Source organism: Pseudomonas paraveronii, assembly GCF_963681955.1.
Lineage (GTDB): Bacteria > Pseudomonadota > Gammaproteobacteria > Pseudomonadales > Pseudomonadaceae > Aquipseudomonas > Aquipseudomonas paraveronii.
Window position 1 is genome coordinate 5745001 of the sequence record NZ_OY817130.1, and the last position, 12429, is coordinate 5757429.

At 61.0% G+C, this 12429-nt stretch carries 15 protein-coding genes (1 of these 15 only partly in view); 9 read left to right on the forward strand and 6 right to left on the reverse strand.

What is annotated here, in order from left to right; all coding sequences use genetic code 11:
* Both U5A08_RS26680 and U5A08_RS26685 read left to right on the forward strand, forming a co-directional pair.
* Positions 1 to 1039, forward strand: partial view of a peptidoglycan DD-metalloendopeptidase family protein gene (locus U5A08_RS26680; protein ID WP_321849176.1) — the 3' portion only. 380 nt of this gene lie to the left of the window's left edge; 1039 of the gene's 1419 nt are visible here — the last part of the coding sequence; its start codon lies beyond the left edge, outside the window; its stop codon occupies positions 1037 to 1039.
* Positions 1040 to 1042: 3 nt separating this feature from the next.
* On the forward strand, positions 1043 to 2134 hold the full coding sequence (locus U5A08_RS26685; RefSeq protein WP_321849177.1) for an anhydro-N-acetylmuramic acid kinase: 1092 nt from the start codon (positions 1043 to 1045) through the stop codon (positions 2132 to 2134).
* A gap of 78 nt (positions 2135 to 2212) precedes the next feature.
* Here the strand turns inward: U5A08_RS26685 and erpA are convergent, their stop codons facing one another.
* On the reverse strand, positions 2213 to 2563 hold the full coding sequence (gene erpA / locus U5A08_RS26690; protein ID WP_007906865.1) for an iron-sulfur cluster insertion protein ErpA: 351 nt from the start codon (positions 2561 to 2563) through the stop codon (positions 2213 to 2215).
* Between the two features lie 153 nt (positions 2564 to 2716).
* Positions 2717 to 3751 carry an N-acetyl-gamma-glutamyl-phosphate reductase gene (argC, locus tag U5A08_RS26695; protein ID WP_247405766.1) on the reverse strand — a complete coding sequence of 345 codons (1035 nt, stop codon included), beginning with the start codon at positions 3749 to 3751 and terminating at the stop codon, positions 2717 to 2719.
* A 136-nt stretch (positions 3752 to 3887) separates the two neighbouring features.
* On the opposite strand from argC, the gene hemJ reads away from it, so the two are divergent.
* The 6 genes from hemJ to coq7 all read left to right on the forward strand — a co-directional run bounded on the left by hemJ (position 3888) and on the right by coq7 (position 8329).
* Entirely contained in the window at positions 3888 to 4316 is a 429-nt protein-coding gene (gene hemJ / locus U5A08_RS26700; protein WP_321849179.1) for a protoporphyrinogen oxidase HemJ, read from the forward strand.
* Between the two features lie 24 nt (positions 4317 to 4340).
* A complete protein-coding gene (locus tag U5A08_RS26705; RefSeq protein WP_321849180.1) occupies positions 4341 to 5303 on the forward strand; it encodes an NAD(P)H-dependent flavin oxidoreductase in 963 nt (320 codons plus the stop codon).
* 73 nt (positions 5304 to 5376) lie between these two features.
* Complete coding sequence (locus U5A08_RS26710; RefSeq protein ID WP_321849181.1) at positions 5377 to 6327, forward strand: DUF805 domain-containing protein; 951 nt, start codon at positions 5377 to 5379, stop codon at positions 6325 to 6327.
* A 63-nt stretch (positions 6328 to 6390) separates the two neighbouring features.
* Positions 6391 to 7179: an SDR family NAD(P)-dependent oxidoreductase gene (locus tag U5A08_RS26715; RefSeq protein WP_247406554.1), complete on the forward strand. Its 789-nt coding sequence runs from the start codon at positions 6391 to 6393 to the stop codon at positions 7177 to 7179.
* A 46-nt stretch (positions 7180 to 7225) separates the two neighbouring features.
* Positions 7226 to 7564, forward strand: coding sequence for a histidine triad nucleotide-binding protein (locus tag U5A08_RS26720; RefSeq protein ID WP_010568016.1), 339 nt, complete (start codon positions 7226 to 7228; stop codon positions 7562 to 7564).
* Between the two features lie 117 nt (positions 7565 to 7681).
* Positions 7682 to 8329 (forward strand): 2-polyprenyl-3-methyl-6-methoxy-1,4-benzoquinone monooxygenase, encoded by a 648-nt coding sequence (coq7, locus tag U5A08_RS26725; RefSeq protein ID WP_253399591.1) that lies wholly within the window; start codon positions 7682 to 7684, stop codon positions 8327 to 8329.
* A gap of 58 nt (positions 8330 to 8387) precedes the next feature.
* On the opposite strand, the gene U5A08_RS26730 is transcribed toward coq7, so the two are convergent.
* Positions 8388 to 8810: an OsmC family protein gene (locus U5A08_RS26730; protein ID WP_005792019.1), complete on the reverse strand. Its 423-nt coding sequence runs from the start codon at positions 8808 to 8810 to the stop codon at positions 8388 to 8390.
* A 248-nt stretch (positions 8811 to 9058) separates the two neighbouring features.
* Here U5A08_RS26730 and crp point away from each other — a divergent pair, with 248 nt between their 5' ends.
* Positions 9059 to 9703, forward strand: coding sequence for a cAMP-activated global transcriptional regulator CRP (crp, locus tag U5A08_RS26735; protein ID WP_321849186.1), 645 nt, complete (start codon positions 9059 to 9061; stop codon positions 9701 to 9703).
* Here crp and U5A08_RS26740 read toward each other — a convergent pair.
* The 3 genes from U5A08_RS26740 to trpD form a co-directional block, all read right to left on the reverse strand.
* Positions 9700 to 10395, reverse strand: coding sequence for a lipoate--protein ligase family protein (locus U5A08_RS26740; RefSeq protein WP_253399599.1), 696 nt, complete (start codon positions 10393 to 10395; stop codon positions 9700 to 9702). The genes crp and U5A08_RS26740 overlap by 4 nt on opposite strands.
* A 151-nt stretch (positions 10396 to 10546) precedes the next feature.
* Positions 10547 to 11383 carry an indole-3-glycerol phosphate synthase TrpC gene (trpC, locus tag U5A08_RS26745; RefSeq protein ID WP_253399601.1) on the reverse strand — a complete coding sequence of 279 codons (837 nt, stop codon included), beginning with the start codon at positions 11381 to 11383 and terminating at the stop codon, positions 10547 to 10549.
* A complete protein-coding gene (trpD, locus tag U5A08_RS26750) occupies positions 11380 to 12429 on the reverse strand; it encodes an anthranilate phosphoribosyltransferase (protein ID WP_247401722.1) in 1050 nt (349 codons plus the stop codon). Before trpD ends, trpC begins: the two co-directional genes overlap by 4 nt.

The following is a 12429-nucleotide window of genomic DNA, read 5'->3' on the forward strand; positions in this document are numbered from 1 at the left end:
CCTGCCTGCCGCCACTGTTAATGAGGTCTTGGCCAGCGATAAACAAGCCAAGCAATTCACCCAGCTCAAGCGCGGTCAAAAACTCGAGTTCGAACTGACCCCCGACGGCCAGTTGAACAACCTGCACAGCAACCTCAGCGACCTGGAAAGCATCACCCTGACCAAGGGCGCCAAGGGCTTCGCGTTCAATCGCATCACCACCAAACCAGTGATGCGTTCCGCCTATGTACACGGCGTGATCAACAGCTCGCTGTCGCAATCGGCCGCCCGTGCTGGCTTGTCCCACAGCATGACCATGGACATGGCCAGCGTGTTTGGCTACGACATCGACTTCGCCCAGGACATCCGCCAGGGTGACGAATTCGATGTGATCTACGAGCAGAAGGTCGCCAACGGTAAAGTGGTCGGCACCGGCAACATCCTCTCCGCGCGGTTTACCAACCGCGGCAAGACCTACACCGCAGTGCGCTACACCAACAAACAAGGCAACAGCAGCTACTACACCGCTGATGGCAACAGCATGCGCAAGGCCTTTATCCGTACACCTGTGGATTTCGCCCGCATTAGCTCGCGTTTTTCCATGGGTCGCAAGCACCCAATTCTGAACAAAATCCGCGCCCACAAAGGCGTCGACTATGCCGCTCCGCGCGGTACGCCCATCAAAGCGGCAGGTGACGGCAAGGTACTGCTGGCCGGACGTCGCGGTGGTTACGGCAACACGGTGATCATCCAGCACGGCAATACCTACCGCACGCTGTATGGCCACATGCAAGGGTTCGCCAAGGGCGTACAGACTGGCGGCAACGTGAAGCAGGGCCAGGTGATCGGCTACATCGGCACCACCGGCCTGTCCACCGGCCCACACTTGCACTATGAGTTCCAGGTCAATGGCGTACACGTCGATCCATTGGGCCAGAAGCTGCCGATGGCCGACCCGATCGCCAAGGCCGAACGCGCACGCTTCATGCAACAAAGCCAACCGCTGATGGCGCGCATGGACCAGGAGCGCTCCACCCTGCTGGCTTCGGCGAAACGTTAAGGTATGCCGCTCTATATAGGCGTGATGTCAGGGACCAGCCTCGATGGCCTGGATATCGCCCTGATCGAACACGACGTGGCGATCAAGCTGATCGCCACTCACTACATCCCCATGCCTGACAGCCTGCGCGGGGAACTGCTCGGCCTGTGCGCCAGCGGCCCGGATGAGATCGCCCGCTCAGCCATTGCCCAGCAGCACTGGGTTGCACTCGCCGCCCAGGGCATCCATGCCCTGCTGGACCAGCACAACCTCAAGCCCCAGGACATTCGCGCGATCGGCAGCCATGGGCAGACGATCCGCCATGAACCGGCACGCGGCTTCACCGTACAGATCGGCAATCCCGCCCTGCTCACCGAGCTGACTGGAATCACTGTGGTCAGCGACTTCCGCAGCCGCGACGTTGCCGCGGGTGGCCAGGGTGCGCCCTTGGTGCCAGCTTTTCATGAAGCACTGTTTGACGAGCGCAGCGGGAATCGTGCGGTATTGAATGTCGGAGGTTTCAGCAACCTCAGTCTGATCGAGACCGACAAGCCCGTAGCCGGCTTCGACTGCGGCCCGGGCAATGTCTTGCTGGATGCCTGGATTCACCAACAGCGCGGTGAACACTTTGATCACGATGGCCTGTGGGCTGCCAGCGGTAAAGTTGAACCTCGACTGCTCAACGCGCTGCTCGGCGACCCCTTCTTCTCGACCAAAGGCCCGAAAAGTACCGGGCGCGAAGTGTTCAACCTGGAATGGCTGCAACAGCACCTGGCGCGCCTGCCCGCTTTCGCCCCTCAGGACATCCAGGCCACGCTGCTCGAACTGACGGCGCTGACCATCGTCGAGTCCCTGCAAACCGCCCAACCCCACACAGAGACCCTGCTGGTCTGCGGCGGCGGCGCCCATAACGCCACACTGATGAAGCGCCTGGCCGCGCTGTTGCCATCGACCCAGGTCAGCAGCACCGCCACCTGCGGCGTAGATCCAGACTGGGTCGAAGCCATGGCCTTCGCCTGGCTGGCCCATTGCTGCCTGGAAGGCATCGCCGCCAACCGCCCCAGCGTCACCGGCGCGCGCGGGCTGCGAATCCTGGGCGCGATCTACCCCGCCTGACTGCCCCCCATAATCCGCAGACAGCAAAACGCCGCTTGGCCGATCAAAGCCAAGCGGCGTTTTTGTGTCCGCGACCGATCAGATCGAGAACGAAGACCCGCAACCACACGTAGTGGTGGCATTAGGGTTCTTGATCACGAAACGCGAACCCTCCAGACCTTCCTGGTAATCCACCTCGGCGCCTGCCAAGTATTGGAAACTCATTGGGTCCACAACCAGGCTCACGCCCTCGCGCTCAACGATGGTGTCGTCATCGGCCACTTCTTCATCGAAGGTAAAACCGTACTGAAACCCTGAACAACCGCCGCCCGTAACAAATACGCGCAGCTTCAAGCGATCATTACCCTCTTCATCGACCAGGCTCTTCACCTTGTGCGCAGCACCGTGGGTGAATTGCAAAGCCGTGGGGGTGAAGGATTCAACGCTCATGCTGATAATCTCCCGGCGTACCGCCGCCATATGCGTAATGGTCGGCATTATCCGCTTCTCCTAGAAAAGCGGTCAACTATTATGGGAGCAGCGGCGAGCTTCAAGTCGCCAGCGCCAAGCATGCGGCTTACAACTTGAAGCCTACAGCTGCCCTTAAGGCAGCATGCCTGCGTGGGACAAGCCCAGCTTCTCATCCAGGCCGAACAGGATGTTCATGTTCTGCACCGCCTGGCCCGACGCGCCCTTGACCAGATTATCGATCACCGACAGCACCACCACCAGGTCACCGTCCTGCGGACGATGCACGGCAATCCGGCACACATTGGCGCCGCGCACGCTGCGGGTTTCCGGATGACTGCCGGCCGGCATCACATCGACGAACGGCTCGTTGGCGTAGCGCTTTTCAAACAGCGCCTGCAGATCGACCGAGCGATCCACCACGGTCGCGTACAGCGTCGAGTGAATGCCACGGATCATCGGGGTCAGGTGCGGCACGAAGGTCAGCCCCACGTCCTTACCGGCGGCGCGACGCAACCCCTGGCGGATTTCCGGCAGATGGCGGTGCCCTTTTACCGCATAGGCCTTCATGCTTTCCGACGTCTCGGAGTACAGCGACCCCACTGCGGCCCCACGACCGGCGCCGCTGACACCCGACTTGCAGTCCGCGATCAAGCGCGAAGTATCCGCCAGCCCGGCTTCGAGCAATGGCAGGAAACCCAGCTGCGTCGCGGTCGGATAGCAGCCCGGCACGGCGATCAGGCGCGCTTGCTTGATCTGCTCACGATTGACTTCCGGCAGGCCATACACCGCCTCTTCCAACAGCTGCGGCGCACCGTGTGGTTGGCCGTACCATTTGGCCCACTCGTCGGCGTCCTGCAGACGGAAGTCCGCCGACAGATCGATGACCTTGGTGCCGGCGGCCAGCAGTTCACCGGCCAGCGCATGGGCAACGCCGTGGGGCGTGGCAAAGAACACCACGTCACAGGCGCCGAGGGTCTTGATGTCCGGCACGCTGAACGCCAGGCCGTCGTAATGGCCTCGCAGGTTCGGATACATATCGGCCACAGCCAGACCGGCCTCGGATCGGGAAGTGATGACCACCACCTCAGCTTGCGGATGCTGTGCCAACAGACGCAGCAATTCGACACCGGTGTAACCCGTGCCGCCGACGATACCGACCTTGACCATAAACCTGCCCTCAACGAACCCACTGGAAAGTGGTCGATAATAGGGGCCGCATCGTTCTGCGACAACCGCCAACGTGACGTAAGGACGCATGAGCCACTACTATCGTCGGTTACCGTGAACCTGGGAATAACTAAAAATGCTCTATCTATGGGTCAAAGCCTTTCATATCGTCGCCATCGTGTGCTGGTTTGCCGGGCTGTTCTACCTGCCGCGCCTGTTCGTCTACCACGCACAAAGCGAGGACACCGTGAGCAAGGAGCGTTTCAGCGTGATGGAGCGCAAGCTGTATCGCGGCATCATGGGCCCGTCGATGCTTGCCACGCTGGTCTTCGGCATCTGGATGATCGCCCTCAACCCCGGCCTCTTTCATATCGGCGCCTGGCTCCACGTCAAGCTGACCCTGGTCGTTCTGCTGATCGGTTACCACCATATGTGCGGCGCGCAGGTAAAACGCTTCGCCCGTGGCGAAAACACCCGCAGCCATGTCTTTTATCGCTGGTTCAATGAAGTCCCGGTTCTGATATTGCTGGCTATCGTAATTTTGGTCGTGGTCAAACCGTTCTGACTTCAATGACTCGGGGTACCTCCAATGTCGCTGCCCGCTTTGCTTGAACAACGTCTGCGCCTGCCTGTCGTGGCTGCGCCGATGTTCCTGATTTCCAACCCGCAATTGGTCCTGGCGTGCTGCCGCAATGGCGTGGTCGGGAGCTTCCCGGCGCTGAACCAGCGCGAAAGCAGTGGTTTCAAGGCCTGGCTGGAGGAAATCGAAGCGGGCCTGGAGCAGATGGACAACCCCGCGCCCTATGCCGTCAACCTCATCGTCCATAACAGCAACCCACGGCTGGAGGCTGACCTGGCGATCTGCGTGGAGCACAAGGTGCCGATCGTCATCACCAGCCTGGGGGCGGTGAAGGCGTTGGTCGATGCCGTACACAGCTATGGCGGCCTGGTTTTTCACGACGTCACCACGCGGCGTCACGCCGAGAAAGCCGCCGAAGCCGGGGTGGACGGTCTGATCGCCGTGGCCGCCGGCGCCGGTGGCCATGCCGGCACCTGGAGCCCGTTCGCGCTGATCGCCGAGATTCGCCAGTTCTTCGATAAAACCCTGCTGCTGGCCGGCTGCCTCAACCACGGGCACGAGATCCTTGCCGCCCAGTTGCTCGGCGCAGACCTCGCGTATCTCGGCACACGCTTTATCGGCACCACCGAAAGCCACGCGCCGGATGCGTATAAAGAGATGCTGCTCACATCGCGCGCCGTCGACATCGTGCACACTGCCGCGGTCTCTGGCGTGCCCGCCAGCTTTATGCGCCAAAGCCTGGAAAACGCCGGCTTCGACCTCGCCGCCCTGCAAGGCAAAGGCGAAGTCAATTTCGGCTCCAAGCTCAAGCCGTTGAGCGACGAGGCCAAGGCCTGGAAAACGGTATGGTCCGCGGGCCAGGGCGTCGGCGAGATCGATGATTTACCCGGCGTCGATGAACTCGTTGCCCGCCTGGATGCCGAATACCGCGAAGCCCGTGAGAAGGCGACACAATTGCGCTGGCCGCGCTGATACACTTGCCGGCCCCGCCGCTGTGACGCGGGCCTGCCCCCCCCTCCCCCAGTAACGTGACAAGGATGCCCGCATGAGCGACAACCGTTTCAAGATTGTGTTTGATGGAGCCTTGCTCCCGGGTGTCGAAAGCACCACCGCTAAACTGAATCTCGCCGAATTGTTCAAAAGCGACGTTGAGGCCATCGAGAAGCTCTTTACCGGCCGCCCCGTTGCCCTCAAACGCGACCTGTCGCGCCCCGATGCCGACACCTACCTCACCGCGCTGAAGAACGCCGGGGTCGACGCACGTATCGAAGCCGAACAGCCCGTGGCCTTCAGCCTCGACGAAACCCACGAGACAGAGTCCTCCGCCCGCCCTGCCGCCTCCCCGTATGCACCACCGCGCGCGGCAGTGGGCGACGACTTGCCGGAGTATGCCGAGCTCAAGGTTTTCACGATCCATGGCCGCATCGGGCGCCTGCGTTACCTGGCCTGGACGCTGGTACTCACCGTCGCGATGCTCGTTGCCTCGGGCATCCTCGCCACTGCTGGCTTCGCCGTGGCGACCGCTTCGCCGACGGCGGGCATCATTCTGGGTTCGCTGCTGGGCTTTGCGCTGTTCGTGGCGATTGTCTGGGTCAGCGTGCAAATCGGCGTGCAGCGTCTGCACGACCTGGGCTGGTCGGGCTGGCTGTACCTGCTGAACCTGGTGCCACTGGTGAACAGCATTTTTCCGCTGCTGCTGCTGGTCTTGCCGGGCAACACCGGCGCCAACCAGTATGGCGCGCCGCCACCGCGCAACTCCACGGCGGTGAAAGTCCTGGCCTCCCTGTGGCTGGCGTTTATTCCGTTAATGCTCATCATCGTGATGGCTTTGGGGATGAACGGCTACCTGGACCAACTCGAAAGCAATGTCGACAGCAGCTACGAAAGCAGCTCCATCACCTCGGATGACGAGGTCGATCAAAGCGTGATCGTCGATGAAGAAGACGTGCAAAGTGCTGACGACGCGGCCGAACCTGTAGACTCTCCAGAACAGTGAAGAAACGCCCGCCGCCTGTGATGCCTCTGTCACAGGCCCGGCGGCGTTGCGATGGAGAAAGGCATGACCCGTTACGCTCTGATCACCGGTGCCTCCAGCGGCATCGGCCTGGCCTTGGCCGAAGCGCTGGCCCGGCGTGGCCGCAGCTTGATTCTGGTGGCCCGCCAGCGTGATCAGTTGGAAAGCATTGCAATCGAATTGACGCAACGCTTCGGCGTCGAGGTGCTGTTCCGTGCCTGCGACCTGGGCGAACCGCTGCGTTTGTCCGGGTTCCTGCTGGAACTTGAGGAAGGCGAGCGGCAGATCGACTTGCTGATCAACTGCGCAGGCATGGGCACCAGCGGGCCGTTCCTGGCCCAGGACTGGATGACCGAGCAGGACCTGATCGAAGTCAACATCCTCGCACTGACCCGTATGTGTCACGCCCTCGGCAATGCCATGGCCCTGCATGGCGGCGGGCAGATCCTGAATGTCGCCTCGATCGCCGCATTCCAACCCGGCCCATGGATGAGCAGTTACTACGCCAGCAAGGCCTATGTACTGCACTTCTCCGAAGGCTTGCGCGAAGAATTGAAAACCTGCGGCATCAAGGTCTCGGTATTGTGCCCCGGCCCGACGCGCACGGCGTTCTTCGGCACGGCACAAATGGACACCGCCAAGCTCGAGCGCAGCGCGCACTTGATGAGCCCGGAAGAAGTGGCGCTCTACACCGTGCGCGCCCTGGAAAAGAACAAAGCCATCATCATCCCCGGCCGCCGCAATCGCTGGCTGGCTTTCAGCCCGCGCTTGAGCCCACGCTGGCTGACACGCAAGATCGCCGGCGCGATCAACAAGGCCTATTGCCCGCGCTGACGGCCTGAGTACACTCACCCTGCACATTCACAATGGAGAAACAGCTTTGGATACTCTGTTCACCAAGATCATCAACAGAGAAATACCCGCGAAGATCATCTATGAAGATGACCAGGTCCTGGCGTTCCACGATATCGCCCCACAAGCGCCGGTACATTTTCTGGTTATCCCGAAAAAACCGATCCGCACCCTGAACGACCTGACCGAGGACGACAAAACCTTGGCCGGGCATATCCTGTTCACCGCCCAGCGCCTCGCGCTGGAACTGGGCTGCGAGAAGGGCTTCCGTGTGGTGATGAACTGCAATGAAGAAGGTGGACAGACCGTTTACCACATCCATATGCATGTGCTGGGTCAGCGCCAGATGAACTGGCCGCCGGGCTGATACGCCTGACACACGGGTCGCCGGCCCCGGCACGCGACCCCATGCCCTTGACTCAGCGCAAACGCTTCGCCCTCTCTTGCGGTAAACTGGCCGCCGAGATTCTTCCCGGAGGTCAGCATGACTACCCAACGTCACTACTCGCCGATTGACCGTCTGTTGCTGCAAGCCGACACGGCCATGCGCACGCTGTTGCCATTCAGCGGCCAGCCGTATCGTCCGTCGCCCGCCATCGTGCAGCCCGATGCGCAGATGAACGAGACCGACACCCGCCACGTCGCTGGCCTGATGCGCATCAACCATACCGGTGAAGTCTGTGCCCAGGCGCTGTATCAGGGCCAGGCGCTGACCGCCAAGCTGCCGCAAGTGCGCGCGGCAATGGAGCATGCCGCCGAGGAAGAAATCGACCACCTGGCCTGGTGCGAGCAACGTATCCGCCAATTGGGCAGCCATCCCAGCGTGCTGAACCCGCTGTTCTATGGCCTGTCGTTCGGGATTGGCGCCGCGGCCGGTTTGATCAGCGACAAAGTCAGCCTGGGTTTTGTCGCCGCTACGGAACAACAAGTGTGCAAGCACCTGGATGAGCACCTGGAACAGTTACCGGCCGGAGACGAAAAGTCCCGGGCGATTCTTGAGCAGATGCGCGTCGACGAAGAACACCACGCAGAAAGCGCACTGGATGCCGGTGGTTTCCGCTTCCCGGCACCGGTGAGGTTTGGCATGAGCCTGATGGCCAAGGTCATGACCAAAAGCACCTACCGCATCTAAGCCGCAAAAAAGGGCGCTATCGAAGCGCCCTGTCTTTTATTGCCGGCGAATCCCTGTATCAGCCCAACTCAATGATTTCGTAATCATGGGTAATCGCGACACCCGCCGCGCCAAGCATGATCGACGCCGAGCAATACTTCTCGGCCGACAGCTCGATGGCGCGCTTGACCTGGGCTTCTTTCAGCGCCCGGCCCTTGACCACGAAATGCATGTGGATCTTGGTGAACACTTTGGGATCTTCAGTCGCACGCTCGGCTTCGAGGAAGGCTTCGCAGCTTTCCACGGCCTGACGGGATTTTTTCAGGATGCTGACCACGTCGAAATTGCTGCAACCGCCTACACCAAGCAGGAGCATTTCCATCGGGCGTACGCCCAGGTTGCGGCCACCGGCTTCCGGCGGACCGTCCATGACCACAACATGGCCACTGCCCGACTCACCGAGGAACATGGCTTCGCCCGCCCATTGGATGCGTGCCTTCATCGCCCAGACTCCACTGCTAAAAAAGGGTCGCCAGCTTAGCACAAGGCCCGCGGCCGGCAGCTTTTCCGCGCAACGTCATCAATCGTCAGGGTGCCCCGGTAAATCGGTTAATAGAGTCACAATGTGTCTGGTAAGCTGGCGCCAAATGAATGGCGCATTGCCATCCTTTGTACAACGTGTATCAATGTAGATACATCTAGATAAAAACAAGTCCAATCACCCTGTGCAGTCTTTTTCGGGATACAACCATGGTTGCTTTTACTCCCATACCCAAGATCAAGAATCTCGACAGACTGCTGACGCATTGCCAGAGTCGTCGGTACCCGGCCAAGCACAACATCATCTGCGCAGGCGAACGCTCCGAAACACTGTTCTTCATTATCAAGGGCTCGGTCACGATCCTGATCGAGGATGAAGACGGCCGCGAGATGATCATTGCCTACCTCAATACCGGCGATTTCTTCGGGGAACTGGGGTTATTTGAACAAGCCGGCAAAGAGCAGAAGCGCAGCGCCTGGGTGCGGACCAAAGTCGAGAGCGAAGTCGCCGAGATCAGTTACGCGAAGTTTCGTGAACTGACCCAGCACGATCCCGACATCCTCTACGCACTGAGCGGCCAGATTGCCCAGCGCCTGCGGGACACCACACGCAAAGTCGGCGACCTGGCATTCTTTGATGTCACCGGCCGCGTGGCCCGTTGCCTGCTGGAGTTGTGCAAACAGCCCGACGCCATGACTCACCCGGATGGCATGCAGATCAAAGTCACGCGCCAGGAGATCGGGCGCATTGTCGGTTGTTCACGGGAGATGGTCGGTCGCGTGCTCAAGGATCTGGAAGAACGCAACCTGGTAGACGTCAAAGGCAAGACGATGGTGGTGTTCGGCACCCGTTAAACCGGCAGGAAGCCGGCCAGCATCTGCCGGTACAAAGTATCCAGCCGGCTGATCGCATCCGGCGCGGGGAAGGCTTCGTGCAGGGCGATATGGCTGTCGGCGCGAACGCGCTGTTCCAGGCCGCAGGCTTGATTGAAACGATTGACCGCCGCGATCAGTTCTTCGCGGTCGTTGTCCAGCAACAAGGCTCCGTGTACCAACCCCACCGGACGGCCACCGCTTTGGCGCCAGCGCTGGGCGGTGCCGACCATTTTGCGGCCATTGAGGTTGACGTTGTAGCGACCGTCGCAGAACGCGCCGTCGATTTCGCCGACGGAGGCATCGCCGCCCAATTCGAGCAGCAGGTCGCAGATCGGCTGGCACAAACGCAGGTAGCCGGTTTCGATGCGCGCCTGATCGCCTTCGCTGCGCGGCGGTGCGTAGACCAGGGCGATATTCACCGTGGCGCTCGACTGCGGCACCGGTTCGCCGCCGGTTTCGCGCAACAGCACCGGCCAACCGGCCTGCGCCGACACCTGGCTAGCCAGCTCGAACGCCGGCAAGCGGCTCAAACGACGCGGCATCACCAATGCCTGGTCGCTGGGTTGCCAGAACAGCAAGCCAAACGCCCGCTCACCCGCGCACACTTCAGCCAATAAGGCCTGCTCGGCAGCAAGCCCGGCTTCGACGCTCATCGACACTGGCTGGATCATCGAACACCTACCTCGCTGAATAAACACAAAACCCAATGTGAATGTGGGAGGGGGCTTGCCCCCGATGGCGGTGTATCAGTTGATAAATGCATCTGACTGACACTCCGCTATCGGGGGCAAGCCCCCTCCCACATTTTGAGCGTATTTCAAGTCAATCCAGGGTCGAACCGCTGACCGCCACACCGCGCTCCGGGAAGAACAGGCGTTGCAGTTCCGCGCCCGGGTTCTCAGCGCGCATAAAGGTCTCGCCCACCAGGAACGAATACACCTCGCTGATTTCCATCAGCTCCACGTCGGCGCGGTTGACGATGCCACTTTCGGTAATCACCAGACGGTCGCGCGGGATACGCGGCAGCAGGTCGAGGGTATTTTCCAGGCTGACTTCGAAGGTGTGCAGGTTACGGTTGTTGACTCCCACCAACGGCGTGTCGAGGGTTTTCAGCGCACGTTCCAATTCATCGCCGTCGTGAACTTCCACCAGCACATCCAGGCCGACGCTTTTGGCCACGGCCGCCAGTTCGGCCATCTTCACGTCATCCAGCGCAGAGACGATCAGCAGCACGCAGTCGGCGCCCAGGGCGCGGGCTTCAACGATCTGGTACGGATCGATCATGAAGTCCTTGCGGATCACCGGCAACTTGCACGCCGCACGGGCCTGTTGCAGGAACAGGTCGGAGCCCTGGAAGAAATCGATATCGGTCAGCACCGAGAGGCACGTCGCCCCGCCTTTCTCATAGCTGACAGCGATGTCCGCCGGTACGAATTTTTCGCGGATCACGCCTTTGCTCGGCGAGGCCTTCTTGATTTCAGCGATGACGGCCGGCTGCTTGAGCTTGGCCTGGGCGATCAAGGCCTTGGCGAAGCCACGCGGCGCATCGGCGATTTTCGCCTGGCTTTCCAACTCGGCCAGGCTCACGCGGGCACGCCGTTCAGCGACTTCTTCGGCTTTGCGGGCCAGGATCTTTTCCAGAACGGTCGGCACACTCATCCTTCATTCTCCATCTTGAACACCGCAGTAAAGGCTCCCAGCTCTTCGAGCTTCTCGCGGGCAAGGCCGGTGTGCAATGCATCATGCGCAAGGGCCACGCCTTCTTTAAGACTATAGGCGTGATCGGCGGCATAGAGCGCCGCGCCGGCATTGAGCACAATCATTTCTGCGGCTTTCTGGCCGTTTTCGGTCTTGCGACGCCCCAAGGCGTCCTGAATCAGCGCCAGGGAGGCCGCCGGGCTTTCCACCGCCAGGCCGTGCAGGCTCTGGCTCTTCATGCCGAGGTCTTCGGGCTCGACCCAATATTCGGTGATCTGATCATTCTTCAGCTCCGCCACAAAGGTCGGTGCCGCCAGGCTGAATTCGTCCAGGCCGTCTTTCGAATGCACTACCAGCACATGCTTGCTGCCCATGCGCTGCAACACTTCTGCCAACGGCCGGCACAGGGCTAGGCTGAACACGCCCACCACCTGATGCTTCACACCGGCCGGATTCGTAAGCGGGCCGAGCATATTGAACAGGGTACGCAGGCCGAGATCCTTGCGCGGGCCGGCTGCGTGTTTCATCGCGCCGTGGTGGGACTGGGCAAACATGAAGCCGATGCCCACGTTGTCGATGCAGCGCGCCACTTGGACGGGTGTCAGGTTCAGGTAGATCCCGGCCGCTTCGAGCAGATCCGCGCTGCCGCTTTTGCCGGACACCGCTCGGTTGCCGTGCTTGGCCACGGTGCAGCCCGCCGCCGCGACCACGAAGGACGCCGCCGTGGACACGTTGAAAATATTCGCACCGTCGCCGCCGGTGCCGACCACATCGACCACGCCGTCGAGGGTCTTGAGCTCGACCTTGTCTGCCAGCTCACGCATCACCGACACGGCGCCGACGATTTCGTCGATGCTCTCGCTCTTCATGCGCATCGCCATCATGAACGCGCCGATCTGCGCGTCGGTGCATTGACCGGTCATGATCTCACGCATCACATCGCTCATTTCCGCGGTGCTCAGGTCCAGATGGCCGACGATACGGCTCAGGGCAGTCTTGATATCCAT

Bases quoted from the DNA above. Each gene is read 5' to 3' on its own strand.
- U5A08_RS26705 (WP_321849180.1), top strand. From the start codon at position 4,341: ATGTCGCTGCCCGCTTTGCTTGAACAACGTCTGCGCCTGCCTGTCGTG.
- U5A08_RS26715 (WP_247406554.1), top strand. From the start codon at position 6,391: ATGACCCGTTACGCTCTGATCACCGGTGCCTCCAGCGGCATCGGCCTG.
- coq7 (WP_253399591.1), top strand. From the start codon at position 7,682: ATGACTACCCAACGTCACTACTCGCCGATTGACCGTCTGTTGCTGCAA.
- trpD (WP_247401722.1), bottom strand. From the start codon at position 12,429: ATGGATATCAAGACTGCCCTGAGCCGTATCGTCGGCCATCTGGACCTG.
- U5A08_RS26685 (WP_321849177.1), top strand. From the start codon at position 1,043: ATGCCGCTCTATATAGGCGTGATGTCAGGGACCAGCCTCGATGGCCTG.
- crp (WP_321849186.1), top strand. From the start codon at position 9,059: ATGGTTGCTTTTACTCCCATACCCAAGATCAAGAATCTCGACAGACTG.
- U5A08_RS26740 (WP_253399599.1), bottom strand. From the start codon at position 10,395: ATGATCCAGCCAGTGTCGATGAGCGTCGAAGCCGGGCTTGCTGCCGAG.
- erpA (WP_007906865.1), bottom strand. From the start codon at position 2,563: ATGAGCGTTGAATCCTTCACCCCCACGGCTTTGCAATTCACCCACGGT.
- U5A08_RS26710 (WP_321849181.1), top strand. From the start codon at position 5,377: ATGAGCGACAACCGTTTCAAGATTGTGTTTGATGGAGCCTTGCTCCCG.
- trpC (WP_253399601.1), bottom strand. From the start codon at position 11,383: ATGAGTGTGCCGACCGTTCTGGAAAAGATCCTGGCCCGCAAAGCCGAA.
- hemJ (WP_321849179.1), top strand. From the start codon at position 3,888: ATGCTCTATCTATGGGTCAAAGCCTTTCATATCGTCGCCATCGTGTGC.
- argC (WP_247405766.1), bottom strand. From the start codon at position 3,751: ATGGTCAAGGTCGGTATCGTCGGCGGCACGGGTTACACCGGTGTCGAA.
- U5A08_RS26730 (WP_005792019.1), bottom strand. From the start codon at position 8,810: ATGAAGGCACGCATCCAATGGGCGGGCGAAGCCATGTTCCTCGGTGAG.